Source organism: Saccharothrix ecbatanensis (assembly GCF_014205015.1).
GTDB classification, from domain to species: domain Bacteria; phylum Actinomycetota; class Actinomycetes; order Mycobacteriales; family Pseudonocardiaceae; genus Actinosynnema; species Actinosynnema ecbatanense.
Genome location: NZ_JACHMO010000001.1, coordinates 2,142,546 through 2,168,258 on the forward strand (window position 1 = coordinate 2,142,546; position 25,713 = coordinate 2,168,258).

Sequence of the window (25,713 nt, forward strand, 5' to 3'; positions counted from 1 at the left end):
GACACGCGGGGTCTGGGGGTTCGACACGCGGGGGGTTATGCGGCGCCGCAGGGGAAGTCGAGCCACTCGTCCGGTCCGATGTTGGTCCGCACGGTGTCGAGTTGGGCCAGCACGGTGTCCAGGCGGGCCGGGTCGTTGACGTACTCCAGCGCCGCCCGGTAGAACGCGGTGCGCATCACCCCCGGCATCAGGTCCGACGCGTCGAAGCAGAACGTGCCGGACGACGTCAGCGTGGAAGCGATCTTCCGGCTGACGTCGTCGCCGTACACCGCCGTAGGCACCTTGCGGTTCACCGAGAACGCCCCACCGCCGCGCGGCCAGATCTCCTGTGCCCGCGAGGAAGCGAGGAACTTGATCAGCTTCTCGGATTCGGGCGTGCGGTTGAACATCGCCGCCAGGTCGGCCGAGACCTCCCACGCCCGTTCCCCACCGGTGGACGACGGATAGGGGAAGAAGTCGAAGTCCTCCCCGGCCACCAGCGGCATCCCGTAACCCTTGTACGTGCTCATGGCGAACGTGCCCTGGTGGTCCAGCAGGCAGCCGGCCGACTGGTCGAAGAGGCCACGGCCGGCGTCCGCGAAATCGGTCAGCAGCACGGACTTCGGCCCACCCCGCACCGCGTCCGGCCCGATGAACTGCCCCCACGTCAACCAAGCGCGCTTGACGGGTTCCGACGTCCACGCCAGCCGACCGCCCGCCCACTGCCGGTAGACGTCCGGTCCGGCCTGCTGCAACAGGACGTTCTCCACCCAGTCGGTCCCGGGCCACCCGGAGTCGGGGGTGGCGCCCATCCCCATGCACCACGGCGCCGCGCCCGCGACGTCGCGGAGGAACGCCGACAACTCGGCCTCGGTTTCCGGCTTCGGCGCCGGCAGGCGTTTCGGGTTGAACCACACAGTGCCCTTGAGATCGGCCTTCACCGCGACGCCGTAACGGCTACCGGTGGCCGCCCGTTCCAGCTCCACCCACTGGCCGCTGTACTCGTCGGTCTGCGGGCCGAGCACGTCGTCGAGCGCGTGCAGGTAGCCGTCCCGCGCGTAGTTGGCCAGTTCACCGGGGCTCGGCAGCACCGCAAGGTCGGGCGGTGTGCCCTGCTGCACCTCGGATCGCAGCACCTGGCCGAGCGCACGAGTGCCGCTGTACTCGACCTTGATGTCCTCCTCCGCCTCGAACGCCGCCAGCACGGCCTCGAAGCTCTCCTTCTCCGCGCCGGTCCAGGAGCCGAGGATGGTGACGGTGGGCGTGGCTCCGGCTCCGGCGCACCCGGCCAGGCCGGCCGCCACCAGCAACGCCGTGAGCAACGCCGGAAGCAACGGCCGAAGCAACGCCCGAAGCGACGCCGGAAGCAGTGATGTCGTGGTCCTGGTCATCGTCGCCTGTGCCTGTACTCGTCGAGACGGGGACGGAACCCGAGCCAGACCAGCACCGCGATCAGCAAGGCGGCGGCCGGGATCAGGAGTTCCAGGTCCGCGGCGTCGTTCGCCGCGTCGATGTTGTCGTTGACGCGCTCGACCCGCTCGGCCAGCACGAGGTCGGAGGCCTGCGCCTCACCATGAACCGCGGGGAGTTCGGAGATGAACCGGGTGACGGTGTAGCCGCACCCGCCGTCCGCGGCCCGGCACTCGGCCGTCACCAGGTCGCCGAGCGCGTGTTGACCGACGGCCGTCGTGGCGGAAGTCCGGTCCTCCCAGGTCTCGACGAGTGCACGCAGGTCACCGGCCGCGCCCGCGACCCGGTCCTGCGCGTCCACACCGCGGAGGGTGATCACGCACAAGCCGACCAGCACCGCCGTGGCCAGGAGGAAGAGCGGGTTGAACGTCCGGCGGAACCGCTTGGCGTGGAAGACCTGCGCGCCGATCAGGAGGCCGAGCAGCAGGACCACGGGCACGGTCAGCGACACGACCCGCCACAGCGATGTCGAGCTCCTCGCCAGCTGGACGGCCAGCGCGTCCCGCTGCACGTCCACGAGCGTGTCGAGCTGCGCCAGCACGCCACCGTCCGCGTGCAGCAGTCGGGAGGCGTACCAGAGGTCGGTTGTGGCCAGGCCGCTGTCCTGCCGGTGGTGCGCGTCCGCCTGCCCGATCCACCCGGTGTAGGCGACCAGCAGTCCTTCCACGACCTGGATCTGCTCGCTGCCCGCATCGCCGGCGACGTTGGCCTCGGCGACCTGGGCGAGGCTCTGGCTCGCCGCCGCGATCCGGTTCTGGTACTGGTCACCCGGCCCCGACAGCCGCGCTTCACCGGTGACGAAGCTGTTGATCGCCAACCGGTCGGCCTCCACCAGCGCGGACTTCGCGGCCGACGCCGCCACCAGCGCGGCGGACGTTCGGGTGTCCACCGTGTCGATGGTGTCGTGGACGCTGTCGAAGGCGGCCCACGAGAAGGCGGCCACCGCCGCGGTCGTCACCAGGATGGCGGCGAGCAACGACCGCAGCACCGGCCGGGTCCGCCACCGCGTTTCCCGCCGGCGAAGGCGTTGCGGCTGTCCGACAGTGGTCACGAGGGTGCCCCGATGCGGTGACGGCACCCCTCGCAGTACACCCAGCCGGGCGGCCACACCAGCCCGCAGTTCGGGCAGACGACGTCCGGCCCTTCGACTTCCGCGACCTCCACCACCTCGCCCGGCGGAACGCGGTTGGACTTCACCGAGCCCATCGCACTGCTGAGGAGGTCTTCCGGTGAGAGCGACGGCTTGACCCGCACCACGCCGGCCGCGGGCTCGCCGACGACGTCCACCAACCGGCCCAACCGGCGCAGGGCCTCCGCGTTGCCGGTCGCGGAGGCGAGCGCCACGGCCAGTCCCCACTGCTCCTCGGCACGCCGCGCGTCCCCGACGTCGTACGCGTCGTAGCCGGCCATCATCGCCGCGCCGAGCTCGGTCTGCCGGCTGTAGTGGGCGACCAGCGGGTGGATCACGCTGGAGAGCTTGAGATCGGCGGTCCAGCGCACGCGGATCACGCCGGGCCCGCCCCGATCCGCGCCGGGGTGGTCGACCTCCAGGTCCGCCCGCGCGACCTGGACCTCCTCGTTCAGCGGCGCGTCATCCCTGCTCACGTCGAGGCACACGTGGAAGTCCCGGCTCTCCTCGCCCCACGCGCCGGTCGAGAACACCGTCGTGCGCTGGTCGACGCGGGTGCCGTGTTCGGTCAGGTCCGCCTGCGTGGGCAGCACCTGCCGGACGAACCGCAGCCGGGCCGACCGCCCGATCCGGACCCGGATCCGGATGTCCGGCACGACCTTGTCCATCGCCGTGCGCATCATCCCGGCGAAGTCGGCCACCAGCTCGTCACCGGCCCGGACTGCGTCGGCGGACCCGTGCAGCACGGACACGATGCGCAGCAGCTCCTCCGGCGACCAGTCCGCACCGATGCCGCGCGCGTCGCAGGTGAAGCGTCCCTCGCAGTCCGCGAGCACGGCGTCCAGCTCCTGCCTGGTCTCGTGCTCGTCGCGCCCGTCGGTGAGCAGCATGACGTGCCGGATCGCCGACGGGTGGGCGGCCAGCAGCCGGTCCGCCAGCCGCAGCCACGTGCCGATGGCGGTGCCGCCGTCGGGCCTCAGCCGGCGCACGGCCTGCTTCGCCATCGCCCTGGACTCGGACGTGGCGACGATGAGGCGCCCGTCCTTCGGGTACACCTCACGCGCGGTGTCGGTGCCCGCGACCACGGCGAAGTGCACGCCGTCGCGCAACGCGTCGATCGCGGCGGCGGCTGCCTCCCGGGCCGAGGCGATCTTGGTCGGCGGGTAGAGCATCGAGCTGGAGCAGTCGACGGCGATCACCTCGGCGGCGTCGGCCCCATCGGGTCCCGCCATGCCGCCGAGTCCTGCCGCGGTGACGGTCAGCACGGCGTGCATCTCCGTGTCGCCCGGTGACAGGTACTCGTTCTGCTCCACCGCCAGGGTGATCCGGGGCTGCGTTCCTGAGGTCATCTCCACGTCCTCGGACGGGTCTTGTTGGCCAGGTCCATCAGGATGGCGAGGTCGTCGGCGTCGTCGGCCTGACCGGCCAACGCCCGGTACGACTCCGAAAGGTTGCGGGCCAACTCCTTCCTTGTCGGCCCGGAGCCGAAAATCCCGCCCCTGGGCAGCACGACGGGGTCGGCGACCGCCTCGAACGCGGCCTCCCGCAGGATCGCGGTCATCCGTTCACGGGCGGGACCGGTCGGGGCGCCGCCGTCCAGGTAGAGGCCGGACAACCGGTCCGCGGCCTCGCTCAGGTCGGCCGGGTCGGGTTTGCCCTCGGCCGTGGTGGGCCCGAGCCGGCCGGCGAGGATGACCACGGCCGCGACCGCGGCGGCGTCGTAGTGCCGGGACACCTTCGGCACCTCGTCCAGCAACGCCACCGCACCGGCCCGATCACGGCGGCCGAGCCGGATGCGTGCCAGCCCGAAGGCGGCGCTGCCCTGCGACCGGTCACGCCGCCAGACCGCCTCGTACAGCCTTTCCGCGCGGAAAAGATCACCGCCGTGCTCGGCGCAGAACCCGAGCGCGAGCTTCGGCGCGTCCTCACCGGGCAGGGCGTCGTAGACGGCGTCGAACTCCGGCCGGGCCGCGTCGACCTGGTTCCGGGCCAACGCGAGCAGCCCTCGGTGCCAGGCGATCCGCCAGCCGTCGGGCGCCAAGCCGATCACGGCCTCCAAGCTGACCACGGCATCCAGGTCGGCTGCGGCTTGGTCGGGTCTGGCCAGCTCCAGGTACGCCCGGCAGCGGGCGAACCTGACTTCGGCGGTGTCGAGCCCGGCCGTCGACAGCTTGTCGAGCAGCCGACGCGGTTCGGACGCGCCGGCGGCCGTCACGACGCTCTCGGCGGCGTCGTCCGGGTCGACCCGCGGCACGGGCAGCCCGACCGCGACCGCGCCGGGCGTCGGACGCCCGTCGGGCAGCGACTCGCCGGTGCCGCGGTACTCCTCGGGCCGGGTCCAGCGCGCCAACGGCGGCACCGAGCCCAGCCCGTCGTCGAGCAGCGCCGCCGTGGGCGTGAACGTGGTGGACGGCTCGGGCCTGGCGACCCCGTCGCGCAGGGAGGCGAACTCCCGCAGCACGCCGTCGAGCTGGTCGAGCATCTGCCGGGCCGACGCGAACCGCTGTGCCGGGTCCTTGTGGGCCGCGCGGTCGTGGAGTCGTTCCAACGACCTCGCCGCAGTGGCGAGGGGACTGGTGCTCTTCTCGATCGGGTAAAGCTGCCCCCAGTCGACGGTGGCGTGGAACAGCCGTTTCAGCATCTCCCCGACGGTGTGGATGTCGGACCGCACCGTCAGGTCGTGTGGGCCGCTGACTTCGGGCGCCTCGTACCCGTCCGTGCCGATCCTCGGTGACGTGTGGTCGTCGGCCCGGCGCACCCCGCCGAGGTCGATCACCTTCACCCGGCTCTCGTGCTCGCCGCGGTCGCCCGGCCGGACGATCACGTTGGCGGGCTTCATGTCGCAGTAGAGGAACCCGCGCCCGTGCAGGTACTCGAATGCCTCCAGGACGTGCCTGACGCACGTGAGGACGTGCTCCGCCTTCAGCGGCTCACTCCCGAGCGAGGACCGCTGCTGTACCTCGCTCAACTCCAGCCCGTCGACGTACTCCATCACGATGTAGTCCCGCGACTCACCGGTCCGGGCATCGCGGTGCGGCACGAAGTTGAAGATCCGCACGATGTTCTTGTGGTCCATGGTGGTCAACGCACGGCGTTCCGCCACGGCCGACCCGGTGTCGTTCGCGTCGATCAAACCCTTGAGCACCACGAGGTTGCCGTCCAGGTGCGTGTCGCGCGCGAGGTAGACCCAGCCGATGCCGCCGCGGGCGAAGCACCCCAGCACCTCGTACTGGTCGGCCACCACAGTGCCCTGGTGAAGCGTCGGGAGGAACGAGTACGGGTAGCCGCACGGGCCGCAGACCCCCTCGGCCCGCGCCGGGTTCCCCTTGTAGCTCCGACCGACCTCCGCCCCGCAACGGCCGCACCGGCGGCTCCGCTCCGGCACCTCCGCGTCGGAGCGGATGCGGCTCGACGGGTCGGGGAACGCGAAGACGGGCAACGACAACGGGTTGCCCCGCCGACCGCTGTCGGAGTCCGCCTGGACGTCGACCTGGACGTCGACGCTCAACGGCCGCCGGTCGCACGTGTCGCAGAAACCCGTCTCCTCCACGGTTCCGCCGCAGCCGGGCCGGTTGCACGGGGTCACTTCGGCTCCTCCTGTCGCACTGCGCGCGCGTACGCCAGGACCGTGTCCCTCACGGCGGTCAGATCGGGTGGCGATCGGCGCAGCAACCCGGTGGCCGTGCGGTGCAGGGCGACGAGGTCGGCGCGCTCGGCGATCCGGCGCTTCACCGCCTCCGACAGGTAGACACCGAGCAGCTTCTCCTGTTCGTGGAGTTCACGCGGCACGTCACCGGGATCGGCGTCGGCCTCGATGGCGGCGACCTCGCGGGCGAACTTCTCCAGTCGTGGCCGCACCCGCGGGGGATCGAGGCGCTTGGCGACGATCCGCAGCTCGGTCGCCCGCTGCCTGAGCTTCGTCGCCCGGTCGTCGGGGTGCCGCATGATCACCCGGGTCAGGCCGTCCAGGCGCTGCTCGACTTCCCACGCCCAGGCAACGGCCAGGCTCGGCGAGGACTCGTGCCGGAACCCGAGGATGAGCCGGGTCCCGTGGTCGGCGAGCGGTCGCAGCACGTCGTTCAGCAAGCCGTCGGGGTGAACGGCCTCGTCCACGCCGTCCACCACGACCGTCATCGGCGGGATACCGGCCCGGACCACCGCGCTCGACCCGAGCCGGTCGTCCACGGCGATCCCCGCCCGGCGCACGATCCGCCGCGCCACCTGGTCCGCGGTCCGCTTCGCGGCGTCGACGGCCAGGTCGATGCTGCCGACCGCCGGCACCGTGCCCTCCGGCGCGTCGGAGGAGACCAACCGCGACCCCCGGTCGGACAACGCCACCAGCCGGTACAGCTCGCTCCGGTCGGCGCCCACCACGGTGATCACGACGTCACCGCGATCCCCCCGGGCCAGCCAGTCCGCCAGCGCCTTGGCCACACCGACCCGCGTGACGCCGGGCTCCGCCTTGCCGCTGAACACCTCGTCGGCGGCGGATTCGCCGGTCACCCACCGGTCCACGTCGGGGAGGTGCGAGACGATCGTCTCCACCGGGATCATCCACGACAGGCCGGCCGGCTGCGTGCTGTCCTTGTACTCGCTGACCACGATGCCGAGCACGGCGCCGGTCTGCTCGTCGACCACCCCACCGCCGCTGAACCCGCGACGCACCCGCTGCTCGACGGTGGACCGGGCGTTCATCTGGATCCACTCCGACCCGGGACCGGCCGCGCCGGCGAGCACCGTGCGCGCGTAGACGCCGTCGCCGACCTTGGCGGGGAACCCGAACACGTGCACGGCGCGGTCCCAGCTCACCGCCATCCGGCTCAGCACGGCGCCGGCGCCGGGTAACTCGCGATCCAGTTCGAGCAGCGCCACGTCACCGCGACGGTCCGGCAGCACCGGCACGCTCTTGCGACCGACGGCCCGTGCGGTGGTGGACCCGACTTGGACCACGACGTCGTCACCGATGTCGGACACGACGTGCGCACACGTCAGCACATGCCGTTGCCCCAGTTGGACTCCGGCGCCATGGGTGCGTCCCTCGGCGTCGACAAGGCGTACCCGCCACTGTTCGCCGTCGGACAAACGTCGCTGTCCAGCCCCCACGCCGCGACCATACGACGCGCCCCGACCCGCCCGAGGCACTCCGGGGATCAACCCCTCGAATGGCGCAAAGGGCGGCGTGTGCCCGACCGCAATTCGGTTGACCTGGACACGGCGCGAAGCTGGACTGCGTGGGACACCACGAGTCGTGGTCTGGGAATGCCAGGAGGAAGCGGCAGCAATGGAGATTCGTTCCACGACCGACCAGGACCTCGACGTCTTCGTCGATACCCTCCATGTCGCGTTCGGGCATTTCCGGGAAGCCCCGACCGGGGGTGGTGGGCTCTGGTGGTCGGCGCTCGAAATGGACCGCGGCCTGCTCGCCGTGACGCCGGACGGCCGGCCCGTCGGCACCGCCGCCGCGTACTCCTTCGAGCTCACCCTGCCCGGCGAGACCATCGTCCCGGCCGCCGGGGTGAGCGCCGTCGGCGTGCTGCCCTCGCACCGACGCCAGGGCGTGCTCAGCGCGATGATGCGGCACCAGCTCACCGAGCTGCGGGCCCGAGGCGAGTTCCTGTCCGTGCTGCTGGCCACCGAGGCCGTGATCTACCGCAGGTTCGGCTACGGACCGGCGACCTACACGCAGACGCTGACGGTGCAGCGCCACCGTGCCGCTCTCGCGCTCCCTCGTGCGCCTGGAACGGCGACCGGCTCGGTCGAGGTGATGCGGCGCTCGGAGTGCGGAGGGATCCTAGAAGACGTCTACGACCGTTACCGCCGCGCACAGCCCGGCGCACTGTCCAGGCCGCGCAGTTGGTGGGCCGTGGGCGCCGGCCAGCCCCCGATCTCTCCCGCGCCGCGCTATGTCGCCGTCCACCGTGACACCGACGGTGTCCCGGACGGGTATGCCAGCTACTCGCTCGGCGAGCACGGCACCCTGACCGTCGACGAGACCATCGCCACCGACGACGCGGTCTCCACGGCCCTGGCCCGGTTCCTGCTCGGGCACGACCTGGTCACCCGGGTCGTGCTCAAGCACTGCCCGCCGGACCACCCGCTGCGCTGGCAGCTGGCGGACTTCCGCGCCGGCGAGGTGGGCGGCGACACCGACTGGCTCTGGGTGCGGCTGCTGGACGTCCCGCGTGCGCTGACCGCGCGCGGTTGGTTCACCGATGGCGAGCTGGTCCTCGACGTCGAAGACCCGTTCCTCGGCGAGCACGGCCGCTACCTGCTGACCGTCCGCGACGGCAAGGCCGACTGCGTCCCGACGGACCGGGAGCCCGACCTGTCCCTGGACGTCAGCGACCTGGGCTCGGTCTACCTCGGCGGCACCGCCCCGAGCACGCTCGTGCGTGCCGGACACATCCGGGCCCACCACCCGGACGCGGCCACCCTCGCCGACGCCCTCTTCCGCGCCGAACGCCCACCGCACTGCCTGCACTGGTTCTGAACCGCACGATCCTGAGCCCGTTCACGCTCCTTGAGGTGGCACGGACCGCACCAGCGCCAGCTGCCTGCTCGCCGCCGTCAACAACGTGCGGGCCTCCAACAGCTCACCGAACGCAAGGTGCTCGCACGCCGCCCTGGCGCAGGCGTGTGCCTGCTGGAGCAGGGACCGGTCGCCCGCCCGCACACCGACGTCGAGGAACTCCAGGAGGTCGTCCCGAGCACTCTGCGCGTACACCTCGGCGTCCTCCGGCAAAGGGGCCTTGGCCGACGCGGACGTGGTCACGCGCAACGCCTTCTGGATCGCCTGGTCCGCCAGGTCCGCGACTTCCCGGATCGACTGCTCGCCACGCGCGTCCGCGCCCGGCGGACCGCCTTCGCGCACTGACGTGTCGGCACGCTCCGGTTCCATCCCGATCACCGCCTCCGCCGTCGGCCCACGACTCGGACTGCTTGGCGTGGGCGTCGGATACCCGGGTCGACCGCGGTCAACCGCACCATTCCCGCTCCAGGCAGTCGACCCTCCCCGTGCGTCAGTGATGACGGTGGGTGATTGTCGGGTTTGGTCGCCACGAGGGCTGTCACCGTTCCAGGGGGAGGGCGTCCGCCGGCGGTTAGCGCGGTCGGGGCGGGATACCCAGGCCCAACGGGCAGGCGTCGCGCTCCCTCATGAGGAGGATTCGGATGCGAGTGCTGGTCACGGGTGCCCACGGCAAGCTGGGCGCGGCGACGGTCGAGAAGCTGGTGCGGAGCGGGCACGAGGTGACCGGGGTCGACCTCGCGCCACCGGTGCACGACCGCTCCCTGGACGCCGCCTACTTCCAGGCCGACCTCGCCGACGCGGGCCAGGTCGCGGCCATCGTGCCGGGCCACGACGCCGTCGTGCACGCCGCCGCGGTGCCCAGTCCCAAGCACCACCCGTCGCAGGTGATCTTCCAGAACAACGTGATGTCGACGTACCACCTGGTAGAGGCCGCCGAACGGGCGGGCGCGCGGCGGTTCGTCTTCATCTCCAGCGAGACCGTGCCCGGGTTCTCCTTCCCCAAGCGCTACTTCCACGCCGACTACGCGCCCATCGACGAGGAACACCGGGTCCGCCCGCAGGACCCGTACGCGCTGTCCAAACGGGTCGGTGAAGAGCTCATGGACGCCGTCACCGCGCGCAGCGACCTCACCGCCGTCTCCATCCGTCCGACGTGGATCCAGTGGGAGGGCAACATCGAGCGCAACATCGGCCCGGTCGTGCGCGCCCGCGGCTCGGACACCAGCGCGTCGTTCTGGTCGTACGTTGTGGTCTACGACGTCGCGGACCTCATCGAGGCGGCCGCCACCGCCGACACGCCGGGCCACGAGGTGGTCTACGCCGCGGCGGCGGACAACGTGGCCAACCTGCCGTTGCACGACCTCGTGCGCCGCCACTTCGGTGACGAGGTCGAGTTGCGGCCGGTGGCGCGGGTGGACGCCTCGGGCATCTCGTGCGCGAAGGCGGCCCGCCTGTTCGGCTGGAAACCCGTGCGCCACCGGCGTGACTGGCTGGACGACGACGGTCACCTGCTGCCGGAAGTGCGGGAGAGGCTGGACCGGGAGGACACCGGCGTGCACCGCGGGCTGCGCGCGATCCGCTGATGCGGACGGCCACCGGCGCCGGCGCGTGGGCGCCGTTGCGGCGACCCGAGTTCCGCTCGCTGTGGATGGCGCAGTTCGTCGCGAACATGGGCACGTGGGCGCAGACGGTGGGCGCCCAGTGGCTGATGGGCGACCTCACCGGCAGCGAGTTCGCCGTCGCCCTGGTGCAGGCGGCCACCACGCTGCCGGTCTTCCTGTTGGTGGTGCCCGCCGGCGCCCTCGGCGACATCTTCGACCGCCGCCGCCTCCTGCTGACCGGTCAGCTGATGATGCTGCTCGGCGCGGGTGGCCTGGCGGGGCTGACGGCCGGTGAGCTGACCACGCCGGTCCTCCTGCTGCTGATGATCGCGCTGATGGGCATCGGGCAGGCCCTGTGCGTGCCGTCGTTCCAGGCGATCCAGCCCGAGCTGGTCACCCGCGACGAGATACCGCAGGCGGCGCTGCTCAACGGCGCCAACGCGAACGTCGCCCGCGCGGTCGGCCCGGCACTGGGCGGCGTGCTGATCGCGGCCATCGGACCGGCCGCCACCTTCGCGTTCAACACGCTGTCGTTCCTCGGCGTGCTCGTGGTGCTCTACCGGTGGGACCGCCCGCCGGACCACCGACCGCTCGGCGTGGAGCGCGTGCGGGCCGCGATCCGCGCCGGTGTGCGTTACGTGCGCAGCGCGCCGAGGTTCGCCACGGTGCTGGCCCGCTCGGCGCTGTTCATGACGTTCGCCGGCGGCCTGTGGGCACTGCTGCCCGCCATCGCGAGGGGACCGCTGCGGCTGGGCCCGGACGGCTACGGGCTGCTGCTCGGCAGCGTGGGGCTGGGCGCGGTGGGCGGCGCGTTCCTGGTGCCCCGCGTCCGCGCGCTCGTCGGGGCGAACGTGGTGGTCACCGGCGGCATGTTCGGCTACGCCATCGCGGTGCTGGTCGTCGGCCTGGTCGAAGACGTGCCGATGGCGGTCGGCGCGCTGGTGCTGGCCGGGACGGCGTGGATCGCGGTGCAGTCGACGCTCGCCGCGAGCGCGCAGGTGCTGCTGCCCGCGTGGACGAGGGCACGGGCCTTGGCGTACTTCCAGCTGGTGTTCATGGGCGGGCAGGCGTTGGGCGCGATCGGCTGGGGCGTGGTCGCCGACGTGGTGAGCCTCCGCGCCGCCTTCGTGATCCCGGCCGCGGCGCTGGTGGTCGTGACCGCGTTCAGCGTGTGGGCGCTGCCGCTGACGGAGGCGGAGCTCGACGTGTCGCAGGTGACGCACTGGCCCGAACCGGTGACCAGGCTCGAACCGGACGCCGACGCCGGGCCGGTGCTCGTGATCGCGGAGTGGCCGGTGCCGCCGGACAACGCCGAGGCCTTCGTCCGGGCGATGCGCAAGGTCGGTCGGGCACGTCGGCGCACCGGCGCGACCTGGTGGGCGCTGTTCCAGGACGTGGAGGACCCGACGCTGTTCCTGGAGACGTTCATCGTCCGGACCTGGCACGAGCACCTGCGGCAGCACGACGAACGGGGCACGGTGCTCGACCGCGAACTCGAAGCCCGCGCCCGCGGCATGGTCGTCGACGGCGAGGAGCCGCAGGTCCGCCACCTCATCCTCATCCCACGGTCCTGAAGGAACTTCACAAAGGACGCTCTGTGAAGGGGGTGCCCTGATCGGTTGCCTCCGGGGCCTCTTGCGTGTCAGCGCGCGGGTGCGGGGTACCTCGGCCGATGACCGCGTACTCCACAGTGGACGCGGCGGGCGGAAGCAGACGTGTCATGACGAACTCCTCGGCCCAGCGTCGGGCGCAGCACTCGGAGTCGACCCGATTCGTTCGCGTGACGGAGAGCCCCTTCGAATGCGTTCCCGCGGCACCACTCCATCGGGTGAAAATGGCGGTCGGAGCGGTCCGGTGAAGGTCGGTCTGCTGGCGCCGCCGTGGATCCCCGTTCCGCCACCGTCCTACGGCGGTATCGAAGTGGTGGTCGACTGCCTCGCCCGCGGGCTCACCAAGGCGGGGCACGACGTGGTCGTGTTCACCGTCGGCGAGAGCGAGGTCCCGGTGGCGACGCGGTTCGTCCACGAGCACGCCGCCGGTGACCGGATCGGAGCCGACGAGGTGGGGCTCAGCCACGCGGCGTGGGCGTACGAAGGCTTCGCCGACCGGGACGTCATCCACGACCACACGCTCTTCGGTCCGTTGTGGGCAGTGGCGCAAGGGCGGGACCACGTCGTCGCCACGTGCCACGGCCCGATCTACGGGGACCTGCGGCACGTCTACGGCTTCTACGGCAGCCGGCTGCCGCTGGTCGCGATCTCACGTGACCAGGCCGCCCGCGCCCCGGAGGTCCACGTCGACGCGGTGATCCACCACGGGGTGGACCCGGAGCGGTTCCCCTCCGGACAGGGTGACGGTGGGTACCTGCTGTTCCTCGGTCGGATGACACCCGACAAGGGGGCGCGGGAGGCTGCCCAGATCGCCCGAGCCTGCCGCCGACCGCTCAAGATCGCGGCGAAGATGCGTGAGGTCACCGAGCGCGCGTACTTCCACGAGCAGGTCGAACCGCTGCTGGGCGGCGACATCGAGTACGTCGGCGAAGCGGACATGGACCAGAAGCTCCGACTCCTCGCCGACGCGCAGGCACTGCTCAACCCGATCCACTGGGCCGAGCCGTTCGGGCTGGTGATGATCGAGGCGCTGGCCTGCGGCACGCCGGTGCTCACCTACGCCATCGGGTCGGCGCCGGAGATCGTGGAGCACGGTGTGACCGGTTTCGTCTGCGCCGACCACGCCGAGCTCATCGCGGCGGTCGGCGAGGTGGACCGGCTGCGCCGGCGGGACTGCCGTGCGGCGGTCTCGGAGTACTTCTCGACCGAGCGGATGGTGGCCGACCACATCCGCCTGTACGAACGAGTGCGCTGTGCCGGGTGATGACGCGATGACCACCGCATGGACCTCCGGCGCCGCCCCGCCCGTCACCGGGAACGGGAACGGCTCCACCACCCTCGTCGAGGGTTCGACGTTCTGCCAGTCCTCGATCGACGGCGACATCATCCCCGGTCGGCCGCACGGGCTGTTCGTGTCGGACACCCGGGTCCTGTCCGGCTGGCAGCTGCACCTGGACGGCACGCCGGTGGAGCCGTTGAGCACCATCGACGGCGCGCCCTACGCGGCGACGTTCGTGGGGCGGGTCAGGCCGCACAGTGGCCTGGCCGACAGCACGGTCCTGGTGCTGCGCCGCCGTCAGGTCGGGGCCGGGATGCGGGAGCAGGTCGTGCTGCGCAACCTCGCGGACGAGACCGCGGTGCTGACGGTGGCCGTGCTGGTGGAAGCCGATTTCGCGGACCTGTTCGAGGTCAAGGAGGGCAGGGCGCGGACACACCACGGCGTGGAGGCCGCGGCCGGCAGCGACGGCCTCACGTTCCTCTGCCCCGGCGCGGAACAGTGCCAGACGGTGACGGTGACCGCCGACGGCGAACCGGACGTGGTGCCGCGGCAGCTGACGTTCCACGCGATGGTGCCGCCGCGTGGCGAGTGGTCGGTGTCGCTGGTGGTGCAGGCCGCGGTCGGCGGCGTGACCGGGCACGAGGAGCACGACGAAAAGTCGCCGGAGTGCCGGCTCCACGCGTGGCGCATGGCCACGCCGCAGATCACCACCGGCGCGTCCGGCCTGGTCACCACGCTCGCCACGAGCGCGTCCGACCTGGGCGCGTTGCAGATCCACGACCCGCGGCACTCGGAACGACGGGTGGTCGCCGCGGGCGCGCCGTGGTTCATGGCCCTGTTCGGCCGCGACTCGCTGCTGACCAGCTGGATGGCGCTGCCGCTGGACCAGCGGCTCGCGCTCGGCACGTTGCAGACCCTGGCCGACCACCAGGGGGTGAAGGTCGATCCGCTGACCGAGGAGCAGCCGGGCCGGATCCTGCACGAGGTCCGACTCGGCCGGGCGGCGGCCTTGGCGCTCGGCGGCGGCAGCGCGTACTACGGCACGGCCGACGCCACCCCGTTGTTCGTGGGCCTGCTGGGCGAGCTGCACCGGTGGGGTCTGCCGCCGGCCGAACTCGCGTCGCTGCTGCCCGTCGCCGATCGGGCGCTGGCGTGGATCCGCGACTTCGGCGACCGCGACGGCGACGGGTTCGTGGAGTACCAGCGGGCCACCGACCGGGGACTGCTCAACCAGGGGTGGAAGGACTCGTTCGACGGGGTCAACTTCGCCGACGGCCGGATGGCGGAGCCGCCGATCGCGCTGGCCGAGGTCCAGGCGTACGTGTATGCCGCCTACACGGCGCGTGCCGAGATCGCGGTGGCGTCCGGCGACCAGCGCACCGCGGCGGAGTACCGGCGCAAAGCCGCCGAGCTCAAGGCCGCCTTCAACGAGCGGTTCTGGCTGCCCGAGCGGGGGTGGTTCGCGTTGGCGCTGGACGCGGAGAAACGACCGGTCGACTCGTTGACGTCGAACATGGGGCACTGCCTGTGGTGCGGGATCGTGGACGACGACAAGGCCGGCGCGGTCGCGGAGCACCTGCTCAGCCCCCCGATGTGGTCCGGTTTCGGCATCCGCACGCTCGCCGACACCATGGGCGCGTACAACCCGATGAGCTACCACAACGGCTCGGTCTGGCCGCACGACTCCGCGATCGCGGCGGCGGGGCTGATGCGGTACGGGTTCGTCGCGGAGGCCCAGCAGGTGGCGATGGGCGTCCTCGACGCGGCCCGGCGGTTCGGCGGCCGACTGCCGGAACTGTTCTGCGGCTTCGACCGTGTCGAGTTCCCGTCGCCGGTCCCGTACCCGACCTCCTGCTCCCCGCAGGCCTGGGCCGCCGCCGCGCCGATCCTGCTGACCCGCACTCTGCTGCGCTTCCAGCCGGACCTGCCGTCGGGGAAGGTGATGGTCGCCCCGGTCGTGCCGGACCGCCTGGTGCCGCTCAAGATCGAGAACCTGCCGCTGGCGGAGTACCGGCTGTGCATCGACGTGCGTGAAGACGGGTGGGACGTGCAGGGCCTGCCCGAGCACTTGGTGGTCACCGGCCCTTGACGCGGTCCGGGCACGGACGCCGCCCTATCCGGGCAGGAATTGGATACGGACGGAGTCGTTGTCAGGAGCGTGTTCGCGGTGGTCCCGGGAACTCGTTGCGGGACACGCCGATGCCTCGACGTTGACCCGGCAGCTCTCAGGAGCACGAGCGCCGCCACCCCCCCCGTGCCGAACGCGCGCCATCCGCGGACCATCCTCGACCACCTCCCGAACGAGGACCCCTCAACTGGGAATTCGGCGGTGACCGCCTTCCGCTACTCCTTTTACCCGAAAGTGGGGGAGGGGATGGGCGGCGATCGGTCACAGGTTCATCGATTCCGGCGACACCGCGTAATCGCTGTGCTTGACTCGTAGATCAACGAGGGGGTCGCAGCCGCGAACCGCATTTCTGCGGAGGTGTTTCGAGGGGTGGCGTTGGTGCGTAAACGTTTCGGCGCCTATCTCCGGCGCACCGAAGGCAGACTGGCGCAGATCGCGGCGCTGACCGCGCTGTCGGCGATCGTGTTCGGCCTCGTCGGGATGACGGTCCTGCGTGACCGGCAGGCGCTGCTGGACGACGCGGTCGACCGGCGGGGCGCGCTCACGACCGCCGCCCTCGACATCTACCGGACGTTCGCCGACGCGGACGCGACCTCGCTCGACGTCGTCCTGGTGGACGAACAGCGCTCGCCCAGGCTCCAGCAGAGGTTCCGCGACGACGTCTTCAACGGCGTGAACGCGCTGCGGGAGGCCGCGTCACGGGATGCCGGCGGCAGCTCCGCCGAACGGGTCCGCAGGGTGACCGCGCTGGTGCCCCAGTACGTCCAGCTGGTCGAGGCCGGCTGGACCGCCAGCCGCAACAACCAGCCCGTTGCCACGTCCTACCTCTCGCAGGCGTCGTTCCTGGTGCGCGGCACGATCCTCAAGGACGCCGACGAACTGCACCGCGAGCAGATCAAAGCCCTCACCGAAGCGCAGCGCAACGCGTCCGAGCACGCCTGGTTCACCTACGCGCTGGGTGTGGTCGTGCTCATCATCCTCTACCGGTCGCAGCGGTTCCTGTTCGCGCGGACCCGGCGCAAGGTCAACATCGGCCTGCTGGCGGCGACCGCGCTGACGCTGATCGCCCTGCTCTGGTTACCGATCGCGCTGATCATCTCGGCGGCCAACGCGGAGGACAGCATCGTGACACGGGAGAAAGTGGTGGCGCTCCTGGCGAAGGCGCGCAACGTCGGCCGGTCCGCCGACGGCAACGAGGCGCGCATGCTGATCTACCCGGCACTCGGCGACAAGACGGCGCTGGAGACGGACCTGGGGACGATCGGCACGCTGATCGAGGACGCCAAAAAGCACGCTGGGTCCGGACCCGACCGGGAGCGGGTCGACCAGGCGGTCGAGGCGTTGAAGTCGTGGACGGAGGCCGACACCCCGTTGATCAATAAAAAGGACCCGCCGTTGACGTACCCCGAGACCGTCGCCCTGGTGACCCCGCCGGCGGATGATACGAAGTCCTTCGCCGAACAGGTGGACGATCACCTCACGGACGCGATCACCGGTTACACCAAGAGGTCCGCCGAGTCCACGGATGCCGCCCGCGAAGCGCTCGACGGGTTGCACGTCGTCTTCGCCCTGTTGGCGATCGGTGCGGCGGTCGCGGCGGCGGCCGGGTTGTGGCCCCGGATCGCGGAGTACTACCGATGAGGGCGCGCGCCGCCGTCGCGGCCCTCGTCCTGCTGGTCGCGGGGTGTTCGGGCCAGGATGCCGCGCCGGCGAAGGAGAGCACCGCGCCGCTCGTGCTGCCCGACGGCTACTCCCCGACCGGGTTGCCGGCGTCCAGGGTCCCGGACTGCGAGACCCCGTCCAGCAAGGACCGGTACAACCCGCGGATCACCCTCAACCCGGCGGGCCTGGCGCGTGACGCGTCCGGCCGGCCCACCGGCGCGACGTTGGAGAAGATCCGCACGAACGGGCTCGTGGTGGGTGTCAGCCAGACCACACCGCTGCTGAGCAGCCGCAACCAGGCGACCGGGCGGATGGAGGGCTACGAGGTCGACATCATCAACCGGGTCGCGGCGGAGCTTTTCGGCGCGGAGCTCGCGGTCGACGACCGGCGGCTGCGCCTGGTGACGCTGCCGACCGGCAGCCGGTTGCTGGCGCTGGACACCGGTAAGAACATCGAGGAGCGGGGCCGGGACCCGAGGTTGGCGGAGGTGCCGGAGGTCGACATGGTCGTCGCCGACGTGACGCTCACGTGCGACCGGGTGGCCAACCACGACGTGATGTACTCCACGCCCTACCTGACCACGAACGCGGGCATCCTCAGCCGCTTGGGCGCGGAGCCGCGGGCCACGTTGGCGGACCTGACCGGGAAGAAGGTGTGCGCCGCGTCGGGCACGACGAGCATCGCCGACCTGAAGCGGGCGCAAGAGCAGGGCATCGGGATCGAGCCGGTGTCGGTGCCGGACTCCAGTGAGTGCCTGATGCTGCTGCAACGCGGTCTCGTGGAGGCCGTCTACACCGACTTCCCGATCCTCCAGGGCTTGCAGCTCCAAGACCCCGGCACCAGGTTGGTGCACTTGCGCGGCCAAGGCGGCGGCGAGGCGGGCATCGCGATGAGCAACGAACACCCGGACCTGGTCCGGTTCGTGAACGGCGTGCTGGACGAGATGCGCGACGACGGCACCCTGGTCGCCTCACGGGACAGGTGGTTCGTGGACGAGGTGCGGGCGGCGGGGCTGGACGATCCCGGTCCGCAACCGCCCCTGCCGCGCGTCCCCTACGTCGACTGACTTGTTTCGGGGAGTCTCGTCGAACAGGGACTTCCGAAACACCGCCTACGGCTCCTCGACGGTCTCCTCCTCCACGGGCAGGCCGTCGCGGCGCCACCGGAGCTTGACCTCGAACTGGCCCTGGATGCCGGTGCGGGCGATCACCGCGCCGGCCTCGGCGTCCAGCTTGAGCCCGAACTTCAGCTCGACCTCGTCGGGCGCGCGGGTCATCGACGTGAACTGGGCGAGGGCCGCCGCGGCGGCGTCCCGGACTCCGGCGACGGCCTGCTCGAACGTGTCGCGTGCTTCCTGCAGGACCCGCGTCGACGTTCGGCCGGCGCGGGAGACGCCCGGCTGCTCGTCCACCTCGACCAGGATCGAGCCGCCTTCGGCCAGCGGGAACCGGACGAGCTCCGAGTACGGGTGCTCCGTGGTCACAGGGTTGTTCTCCTCAGGTGTTCTCGGTCGTCACGCGGTCAGCGCGGTCCGGCAGTCGCCGCAGAACCGCGCGTTGGAGGGCCACGTCTTCGCGCAGTTCGGACAGGTGATGTCGGCCGCCGCGGCGGCTTTCGGCGCGGTGGAGGTGGGACGGGAAGGCGTCGCCATGGGGCTCATGCTCGACACGACCGACCCCATCACGGCGGACAGCAGGTCGACGGCGGCGAGCCGGTCCTTGAGCCGCACCACGCCTTCCGCCGGGTCGCCGACGACGTCGACCAGCCGCAGCAGCCGGACCAGCACCTTGTCGTTGCCCAGCGCGGTGGCGAGGGCGACCGCGCGGCCCCACTCGGACGCGGCCTTCCCCAGGTCGCCGGCGTCGTGGGCCTCGCACCCGCCCAGCACGGCCTGACCCAGCTCGGCCTGGTCGGTGTAGTGCGCGACCTTGGGGTCCAGCACGCTCGACAGCTTCAGGTCCGCCGTCCACTGCGCCAGGACGTTCACGGGTGGGCACGCGGCCTCGAAGTCCGTCGCGCCCGCCCGCCGGATCTCCAGGTCGACGCGGGCGACCCGCATGTCGCTGTCCAGCTCCGCGTCCGACGAGTCGACCTTGAGCCGCAGGTGGAACTCGCGGTTCTCCGCGCCCCACGACCCGGTGGTGAAAGCGGTCGTGCGCGCGTCGAGCGGGTCGCCGACGAGCGCGGCCTCGGTGGGGAAGGTCTGGCGCAGGAAGTCCACTTCTGAGCGGTTCATGGCCTTCACCACGATCCGAGCCTCAGGGACGATCTTGTCCATCGCCGTCTTCGTCATGGACTCGAAGTCGGCGACGAGGTCGGCCGGATCCCGGATCGCGTCGGCCGTGCCGTGCAGCGCCGCCGCGATGCGCAGCAGCTCGCGCGCCTCCCAGTCCGCGCCGATGCCGCGGGAGTCGCAGGTGAACACCCGGCCGCACCGCTCCAGCTCGATGTCGATCTTGCGGTCGACCTCGCTGTTCTGGCCGTCGGTGAGCATGATGACGTGCCGGACGGCCGCCGGGTGCGGGGAGAGCAGGTGGCGGGCGAGTTCCAGCCACTCGCCCATGTTGGTGCCGCCGTTGGCGCGCAACCGGCTCACCGCGTTCTTCGCCGCCCGTCGGGACTCGGGCGTCGCCGGGACCAGGCGCCGCACGTTCGGGTAGACGAGCCGGGCGGTGTGCGTGCCCTCGACCACCGCGAACAGCGCGCCGTCGCGCAACGCGTCGATCGCGGCCTTCGTCGCCCGTTGGGCCGCCGCGAGCTTCGTCGGCGGGTACGCCATCGAGCCGGAGCAGTCGATGGCGATCACCTCGGCCACCTCGGGCGCGGCGGCGGCGCCCGTCACGCCCTCGGCGGTCACGGTGAGGACGGCGTGCATCTCGTCGTCCTCGGTGGACAGGTAGCGGTTCTGGCTGACCGCCAGGGTGAAGCCCGGCACGTTGTCCATTTCCCCGTCCTCGTGTGTCATCGGAACGTCACCGGCCGGTACCGGTTCGCGAGGTCGACCAGCCGGGATCGTTCGGCCCTGGTGTCGGCCTGCCGGGCCAGCGCCCGGTAGGACCGTTCCAGCCGCAGCCGCAGCGGCTCCTCCTGGTGTCGGAGCACGTCGTCGCCGGCCATGGCCGCGGCGAGTTCCGCCTCCTGCACCACGGCCTCCAGCCGGACGCGGGACTGGCCGGTGGCCGCGCCGCCGTCGAGGTAGAGCTGCGCCAGCCGGGTCGTGGCGGCGGCGAGGTGGTTGGCGTCCGGGCGGTCGGACTCACCGGACCGGGTGAGGACGCCGCTGAGCACGCGCACGGCGGCGATGTGCGCGGCGTCGTAGTGCCGGGACACGGGCGGCGTCTCGTCCAGCGTCGCCACCGCGCCCATGCGGTCGCACCGCGCGAGCCGGACCCGTGCCAGGCCGAACACGGCGCTGACGACGGACCGGTCCCGCCGCCACACCGCGCCGTACAGCGCCTCGGCCTGGGCGAGTTTGCCCTGGTGCTCTTCGCAGTAGGCCAGCGCGAGCTTCGGCGCGTCCTCACCGGGCAATTCCGCGTAGACCGCGTCGAACGAGGCCTTGGCCTGCTCGACGTCCTCGCCGGCCAGCGCGATGAGCCCTTCGTGCCACCGCAGCCGCCAGTCGCCGTCACCGCCGAGCAGGTCGCGCGCCTGGGTCAGGCTTTGGGCCGCCGCACGGAGGTCGCGCGCGGCGAGGCCCGCCCGGCACCGGACGAACGCGGTCTCCGGGGTGCGCAGGCCCTCCGTCTCCAGCCGGTCGAGCAGGCGGTGGGGGTCTTCGGCGTCGGCGGCGGCCAGCACGTCGGCCGCCGGGTCGTCGGCGGTGGCACGCGGCACGGGCAGGCCGACGGCCACCACGTCCGGTGCGGGCCGGCCGTGGTCGAGCGGCAGGTCGTCCGGCGGGGCGTCGAGCCACCGGTCCAACGGCGGCACGGCGCCGAGGCCGTCGTCCAGCAGCGTGGCGGTGTGCACGAACAGGGTCGACGGCTCCGGCCGCGGCTGCCCGTCACGCAGCGACGCGACCTCGCGCAGCACACCGCGCAACTGGTCGGCCATGTCGGCGGCGGACGCGAACCGGCGGTCCGGGTCCCGGTCCAAGGCACGGGTGTAGACGCGGCGGAACGATTCGAGGCCGACCTCGACGCGTTGCCGGTCCTCGATGCCGTACTGGCCGGTGCGGTCCGCGGTGGCGAGGTAGAGCTGGCGCAGCAGCTCGCCGACCGTGTGCAGGTCGGACTGGACGGTGAGGCCGCGTTCGGCGATCTCGGACTCGGGCACCTGGAAGCCGTGCGCGCCGACGATCTTGCCGGACCGGTCGCCGAGGCGCCGGACCGCGCCGAGGTCGATCAGCTTGATCCGGTTGCCGCGCTCGCCGTGCCGGCCCGACCGGACGATCACGTTGTCCGGCTTGAGGTCGCAGTAGAGCAGCCCGCGTTCGTGCAGGTAGTCGAACGCGGCCAGGATCTGGAGCCCGGCGGCGATGATGTGCTCGGTGCGCAGCGGCTCGCCCAGCGGCAGCGAGCCGTGGCGGGACCGGTCGGCCACTTCGTTGAGCACCAGGCCGTCCACGTACTCCATGACGATGTACGTGCGCGGCGTGCCGGTATGGGCCTCGGGGTGGCTGACGAAGTTGAAGATGCGGACGATGTTCGGGTGGTCGATCGTGGTCAGGGCCTGCCGTTCCGCGGTGGCCAGGTCCTCGTCCGCGACGTCGATCAGTCCTTTGAGGACAACCGGGTTGTCGTCCAGGTGGATGTCCTTGGCCAGGTAGATCCAGCCCAGCCCGCCGCGCGCGAAGCAGCCGACGACGCGGTACTGGTCGGCGACCAGGTCACCCGGTTCCAGGCTGGGCAGGAACGAGAACGCGGTGCCGCACGCCAGGCAGAACCCGACGCCCTGGTCGGGCAGGGCGGTCGGGTCGAGGCAGTCGGGGTTGGCGCAGCGCCGGACCCGGACCGGCACCTGCGGGTCGGTGAGGATGCGGCTCGTCGGGTCGGGGAAGTCGAAGACGGGCAGCGACCACGGGTCGTCGCCGGCACGCGACCGGCGGCTGCTCGGCCCGGTGGACGTGGTGCTGCGCGGCGCCTCGGCCGGACGTCCGCAGTCGTCGCAGTAGCCGGTGTCGTCGATGGTGCCGTTGCAGCGCAGCCTGGTGCAGGCGGTCATCCCGGTTCCCCTTTCGCCAACGCCTGGCGCACGGCGTCCTGGTACGTCCGCACGGCCTCGCGGGCGGCTGCCTCGTCGAACGGGTCGGCGACCAGCAACGCGTGCGCCCTGCGGTAGGCCACGGCGGTGCCGATGTGCTCCACGAGCCCGCCATCGCCCGCTTTCGCCTGCCACGCGTCCAGCAGGCCGCGCAGGTCGGACCTGGTGCTCTCGTCTTGTCGCGCGGCGTGTCGCGCGTGTTCAGCTCGGGCGACGGCGTGGTCGAACCGGGGCAGCCGTTCGGCGACCAGCGCCCAGTCCTCGTCGGCGGCGCGGCGCAGGGCGGTGAGGCTGAGGCGCAGCTTGCCGGCGTTGCCGCCCGGGTCGGCCCGAAGCAGCGCGGTGACGCGTTCGGTCAATCCGTCGAGCCGGGTGGTGACCGCGTCCCGGGCCAGGGTGCGCGCGGCGGCGAGGCCTTCGGAGTCGTTCTGGCGGAAGCCGAAGACGAGCCGCGCGCCGCTGGTGACCATGGGCCTGAACACGTCGTGGAGCAGGGCCTGCGGCTCGTCGGACTGGTCGATGCCGTCCACGACGATGGTCATGGGCGGGGTGCCGGCTTGGACGCGTTCGGTGCTGGAGGTGTGTGCGGCGAGCCCGGCGCGGTCCACGATGCGCCGTGACACCTCTTCGGCGGTGAGTCCTTCGACGTCCAGGGCGAGGTCGGGCTCGGGGGAGCCGCCGGCGCTGGACAGTGCGACGGCCTGCCGCAAGTCGGTCAACTCGTCCCCGACGATGATCAGCACGGCCGCGCCGTCCTGTCGGCGGCCGAGCCAGTCCATCACCTCTCGGACGCGTCCGGCCACGCGGGTGTCAGTGGGGGCCGTCGTGAAGAGCGGGTCGATGCCGCTGTCGCCGCGCACCCACTCGGAGATCACCGGGAGGTGCGCCTCGATGGCGGCGACGGGCAGCATCCACGACAGCCCGGCTTCGTCGTCGGTGTACTCGCTGACCACGATGCCGAGGACGTGCCCGGTGGCGTCGTCGGCGACGCCGGACCCGCTGAACCCGGCCCGGATGCGCTGCTCGCCCGCCGAACGGCGGTTCATCTGGAGCCATTCGGATCCGGCCCACGCGGCGACCGTCATCCGGGCCCAGACCCCGATGTCGAGGCCATGGCCGTTCGGGTAGCCGAGGGCGTGGACCTGCCGGTCCCAGGTGAGGGCGGTCCGGTGGAGCATCGCACCGGCTCCGGGCGGCGGGTCGGTCTCCAGCTTGAGGAGGGCGACGTCCCCGCGGTCCTCGCCGTGCGCCGACACGCAGGCGATGATGCGGGCGTCGGCGGTGGGGGAGCCGCGCAGGCCGACCAGGTCGACGGCGAGGCCGGTGGCGGCGAGTGCGACATGAGCGCAGGTGAGAACGTGCCCGCGGGGTAACAGGACACCGGCGCCGAGCACTTCGCCCCCGCTCCGGGCACGAATCCGGACCCGCCACCCCTCGGCCCCGTGGGCGAACGGCCCGGTGCCTCCCATACCGGCCATCATTCCCGAACGATAAAGCAGGGTGGCGAAGAAGATCACCGATACGCCGAACCCCACCCCGTTCGGCGTAAACGGGCACGCGCGCCACGATTCGGGCCACGTCGCACAAATCCACGGTTTCGCGGCAAGTGCCGGTGTGGTGTCAGGGCTTCCACTCCCGCACTACGGACCGGCGCAGCTTGCCCGATCCGGTCCGCGGCAAGGACTCCACGAACACCACTTGGCGCGGCACCTTGTACGCCGTGAGGTGGCGACGGGCGAGGTCGGTCAGGTCGTCCTCCAGCTCGTCGTCGCCGACCGGCGAGTCGACCCGCACGACGTAGGCGCGCAGCCGGACCGTCCCGTCGTCATCGGCCACGGCGCACGCCGCCACTTCACGCACCAGCGGGTGACTCCCGAGGAGGTGCTCCACTTCCAACGGATGCACCTTGATCCCTCCGACGTTCTCGATGTCGTCCAAGCGGCCGTTGACGCGGATGAACCCGTCGGCGTCGATCGACGCCAGGTCGCCGGTGGCGTACCAGTCCCGCGTGCGCTCGGCCTCACCGTCCTCACCGACGCCGACCGTGATGGTCGGTCCGCGCACCTGCAACCGGCCCACCTCGTCCGGCTCCACGGGGTCGCTCTGGTCGTCCACCACACGCACTTCGAACGGCGGCAGCGCGCGCCCGACCGTGCCCACCCGCCGTGCGCCGGGGGTGTTGTGGGTGAACGCCTGACCGACCTCGGTGGAGCCGATGCCGTTGAGCAGCCGGTCGCCCAGGACCTCCATCAGCCGTTCTTCCAGCGCCGTCCCCAGCACCTCGCCACCGGCGGCGGCGATGCGGAGGCCGGCCAGCCGGTCGCGGTCGGGGTGGGCGACGAGCTTGCTGTAGAAGGTCGGCACCGCGAACAGGGCGGTGACGTCGTGCTTCGCCACGATCGCCAGCACGTCCTCGACCTGCGGAGGATTCGGGTTCAGCACCACGCGGCTCCCGCTCATCAGCGGGTACAGCAGGGAGTTGCCCAGGCCGTAGGCGAAGTAGAGCTTGGAGACCGAGTGGACGACGTCGTCGGGTCCCAGACCCAGCGCGGGCACGGCGAACGTCCGGTGGTGGATGATCGCGTCGCCGTGCAGCTGCGGGCACAGCCTGGGCACGCCGGTGGTGCCCGAGGTGAACATCGCGTACGCCTGTTGGTCCGCGGCGCGCGGCGCGGGCGGGATCGGTTGTGCCCCTTCGAGTTCGGCGAACACCGTCACGGGGAATCCGCTCAACGACCGCCGGTCGCCCGGACGGCAGACGACCAGCGCGGGCTGCGCGAGGCCGAGCACCCGGTGCCGCTCGTCGTGGTGCAGGCGCGGGTTGATCGGCACCGCGACCGCGCCGAGGTGCACGGCTGCCAGGAACGTCAGGACGAAATCCGGCCCGTCGTCCAGCACGACCGCCACCCGGTCACCGACCTGCACTCCCGCGCGGACCAACCCCCCGGCGACGCGGGCCGCTCCGGCGTACACGTCGATGTGGGTCAGCACAGCGCCGTCGACCTCGTAGGCCGGGCGGTCCAGCCACCCGCCGGCGGCGGCTCCGGCGCGCATCGCGTAGACCAGGTTCATCGCACTGTTCCCCCTGCTCCGGCCCGCTTGGCGGGGAAGGTCGCACGA

Annotated in this window: 18 protein-coding genes; 7 read left to right on the forward strand and 11 right to left on the reverse strand. The window is 71.8% G+C overall.

Features of this window, described 5'->3' with window-relative positions; translation table 11 throughout:
• Positions 1-35 precede the first annotated feature (35 nt).
• The 5 genes from F4560_RS09215 to F4560_RS09235 are packed head-to-tail and all read right to left on the reverse strand — an operon-like array spanning position 36 to position 7,876.
• Positions 36-1,370: an ABC transporter substrate-binding protein gene (locus F4560_RS09215; protein ID WP_184918608.1), complete on the reverse strand. Its 1,335-nt coding sequence runs from the start codon at positions 1,368-1,370 to the stop codon at positions 36-38.
• Complete coding sequence (locus F4560_RS09220) at positions 1,367-2,500, reverse strand: GlnX family signal transduction membrane protein (RefSeq protein ID WP_184918610.1); 1,134 nt, start codon at positions 2,498-2,500, stop codon at positions 1,367-1,369. Before F4560_RS09220 ends, F4560_RS09215 begins: the two co-directional genes overlap by 4 nt.
• The gene (locus F4560_RS09225) at positions 2,497-3,927 is read right to left on the reverse strand and encodes a vWA domain-containing protein (RefSeq protein ID WP_184918612.1); all 1,431 of its coding nucleotides are present in this window, start codon (positions 3,925-3,927) and stop codon (positions 2,497-2,499) included. The genes F4560_RS09220 and F4560_RS09225 overlap by 4 nt, the downstream gene beginning before the upstream one ends.
• A complete protein-coding gene (locus F4560_RS09230) occupies positions 3,924-6,164 on the reverse strand; it encodes a serine/threonine-protein kinase (protein ID WP_184918614.1) in 2,241 nt (746 codons plus the stop codon). Before F4560_RS09230 ends, F4560_RS09225 begins: the two co-directional genes overlap by 4 nt.
• The gene (locus F4560_RS09235; protein WP_312868923.1) at positions 6,161-7,876 is read right to left on the reverse strand and encodes a S1 family peptidase; all 1,716 of its coding nucleotides are present in this window, start codon (positions 7,874-7,876) and stop codon (positions 6,161-6,163) included. Before F4560_RS09235 ends, F4560_RS09230 begins: the two co-directional genes overlap by 4 nt.
• Here F4560_RS09235 and F4560_RS09240 point away from each other — a divergent pair.
• On the forward strand, positions 7,860-9,068 hold the full coding sequence (locus tag F4560_RS09240; RefSeq protein ID WP_184918618.1) for a GNAT family N-acetyltransferase: 1,209 nt from the start codon (positions 7,860-7,862) through the stop codon (positions 9,066-9,068). The genes F4560_RS09235 and F4560_RS09240 overlap by 17 nt on opposite strands.
• A 21-nt stretch (positions 9,069-9,089) precedes the next feature.
• Here F4560_RS09240 and F4560_RS09245 read toward each other — a convergent pair whose 3' ends face one another.
• Positions 9,090-9,476, reverse strand: coding sequence for a hypothetical protein (locus F4560_RS09245; RefSeq protein ID WP_184918620.1), 387 nt, complete (start codon positions 9,474-9,476; stop codon positions 9,090-9,092).
• 272 nt (positions 9,477-9,748) lie between these two features.
• Between F4560_RS09245 and F4560_RS09250 the strand changes: the two genes are divergently transcribed.
• The 6 genes from F4560_RS09250 to F4560_RS09275 all read left to right on the forward strand — a co-directional run bounded on the left by F4560_RS09250 (position 9,749) and on the right by F4560_RS09275 (position 18,454).
• Positions 9,749-10,690 carry an NAD-dependent epimerase/dehydratase family protein gene (locus tag F4560_RS09250; protein WP_184918622.1) on the forward strand — a complete coding sequence of 314 codons (942 nt, stop codon included), beginning with the start codon at positions 9,749-9,751 and terminating at the stop codon, positions 10,688-10,690.
• Entirely contained in the window at positions 10,690-12,282 is a 1,593-nt protein-coding gene (locus F4560_RS09255; RefSeq protein ID WP_184918624.1) for an MFS transporter, read from the forward strand. Before F4560_RS09250 ends, F4560_RS09255 begins: the two co-directional genes overlap by 1 nt.
• 280 nt (positions 12,283-12,562) lie before the next feature.
• The gene (locus tag F4560_RS09260; RefSeq protein ID WP_184918626.1) at positions 12,563-13,582 is read left to right on the forward strand and encodes a glycosyltransferase family 4 protein; all 1,020 of its coding nucleotides are present in this window, start codon (positions 12,563-12,565) and stop codon (positions 13,580-13,582) included.
• A 7-nt stretch (positions 13,583-13,589) separates the two neighbouring features.
• A complete protein-coding gene (locus F4560_RS09265; protein WP_184918628.1) occupies positions 13,590-15,686 on the forward strand; it encodes an amylo-alpha-1,6-glucosidase in 2,097 nt (698 codons plus the stop codon).
• A 417-nt stretch (positions 15,687-16,103) separates the two neighbouring features.
• Positions 16,104-17,366, forward strand: coding sequence for a GlnX family signal transduction membrane protein (locus tag F4560_RS09270; protein WP_184918630.1), 1,263 nt, complete (start codon positions 16,104-16,106; stop codon positions 17,364-17,366).
• Positions 17,363-18,454 carry a transporter substrate-binding domain-containing protein gene (locus F4560_RS09275; RefSeq protein ID WP_184918632.1) on the forward strand — a complete coding sequence of 364 codons (1,092 nt, stop codon included), beginning with the start codon at positions 17,363-17,365 and terminating at the stop codon, positions 18,452-18,454. Before F4560_RS09270 ends, F4560_RS09275 begins: the two co-directional genes overlap by 4 nt.
• Before the next feature lie 45 nt (positions 18,455-18,499).
• Here the strand turns inward: F4560_RS09275 and F4560_RS09280 are convergent, their stop codons facing one another.
• The 5 genes from F4560_RS09280 to F4560_RS09300 all read right to left on the reverse strand — a co-directional run bounded on the left by F4560_RS09280 (position 18,500) and on the right by F4560_RS09300 (position 25,665).
• Positions 18,500-18,871 carry a CU044_2847 family protein gene (locus tag F4560_RS09280; RefSeq protein WP_184918633.1) on the reverse strand — a complete coding sequence of 124 codons (372 nt, stop codon included), beginning with the start codon at positions 18,869-18,871 and terminating at the stop codon, positions 18,500-18,502.
• A gap of 30 nt (positions 18,872-18,901) precedes the next feature.
• Complete coding sequence (locus tag F4560_RS09285; protein WP_184918635.1) at positions 18,902-20,332, reverse strand: vWA domain-containing protein; 1,431 nt, start codon at positions 20,330-20,332, stop codon at positions 18,902-18,904.
• 17 nt (positions 20,333-20,349) lie between these two features.
• Positions 20,350-22,554 (reverse strand): serine/threonine-protein kinase, encoded by a 2,205-nt coding sequence (locus F4560_RS09290; protein ID WP_184918637.1) that lies wholly within the window; start codon positions 22,552-22,554, stop codon positions 20,350-20,352.
• A complete protein-coding gene (locus tag F4560_RS09295; protein WP_184918639.1) occupies positions 22,551-24,062 on the reverse strand; it encodes a S1 family peptidase in 1,512 nt (503 codons plus the stop codon). Before F4560_RS09295 ends, F4560_RS09290 begins: the two co-directional genes overlap by 4 nt.
• 151 nt (positions 24,063-24,213) lie before the next feature.
• Positions 24,214-25,665: a class I adenylate-forming enzyme family protein gene (locus tag F4560_RS09300; protein ID WP_184918641.1), complete on the reverse strand. Its 1,452-nt coding sequence runs from the start codon at positions 25,663-25,665 to the stop codon at positions 24,214-24,216.
• Positions 25,666-25,713 lie beyond the last annotated feature (48 nt).

Bases quoted from the DNA above. Each gene is read 5' to 3' on its own strand.
- F4560_RS09215 (WP_184918608.1), bottom strand. From the start codon at position 1,370: ATGACCAGGACCACGACATCACTGCTTCCGGCGTCGCTTCGGGCGTTG.
- F4560_RS09225 (WP_184918612.1), bottom strand. From the start codon at position 3,927: ATGACCTCAGGAACGCAGCCCCGGATCACCCTGGCGGTGGAGCAGAAC.
- F4560_RS09240 (WP_184918618.1), top strand. From the start codon at position 7,860: ATGGAGATTCGTTCCACGACCGACCAGGACCTCGACGTCTTCGTCGAT.
- F4560_RS09245 (WP_184918620.1), bottom strand. From the start codon at position 9,476: ATGGAACCGGAGCGTGCCGACACGTCAGTGCGCGAAGGCGGTCCGCCG.
- F4560_RS09250 (WP_184918622.1), top strand. From the start codon at position 9,749: ATGCGAGTGCTGGTCACGGGTGCCCACGGCAAGCTGGGCGCGGCGACG.
- F4560_RS09255 (WP_184918624.1), top strand. From the start codon at position 10,690: ATGCGGACGGCCACCGGCGCCGGCGCGTGGGCGCCGTTGCGGCGACCC.
- F4560_RS09265 (WP_184918628.1), top strand. From the start codon at position 13,590: ATGACCACCGCATGGACCTCCGGCGCCGCCCCGCCCGTCACCGGGAAC.
- F4560_RS09275 (WP_184918632.1), top strand. From the start codon at position 17,363: ATGAGGGCGCGCGCCGCCGTCGCGGCCCTCGTCCTGCTGGTCGCGGGG.
- F4560_RS09285 (WP_184918635.1), bottom strand. From the start codon at position 20,332: ATGGACAACGTGCCGGGCTTCACCCTGGCGGTCAGCCAGAACCGCTAC.
- F4560_RS09290 (WP_184918637.1), bottom strand. From the start codon at position 22,554: ATGACCGCCTGCACCAGGCTGCGCTGCAACGGCACCATCGACGACACC.
- F4560_RS09295 (WP_184918639.1), bottom strand. From the start codon at position 24,062: ATGGGAGGCACCGGGCCGTTCGCCCACGGGGCCGAGGGGTGGCGGGTC.
- F4560_RS09300 (WP_184918641.1), bottom strand. From the start codon at position 25,665: ATGAACCTGGTCTACGCGATGCGCGCCGGAGCCGCCGCCGGCGGGTGG.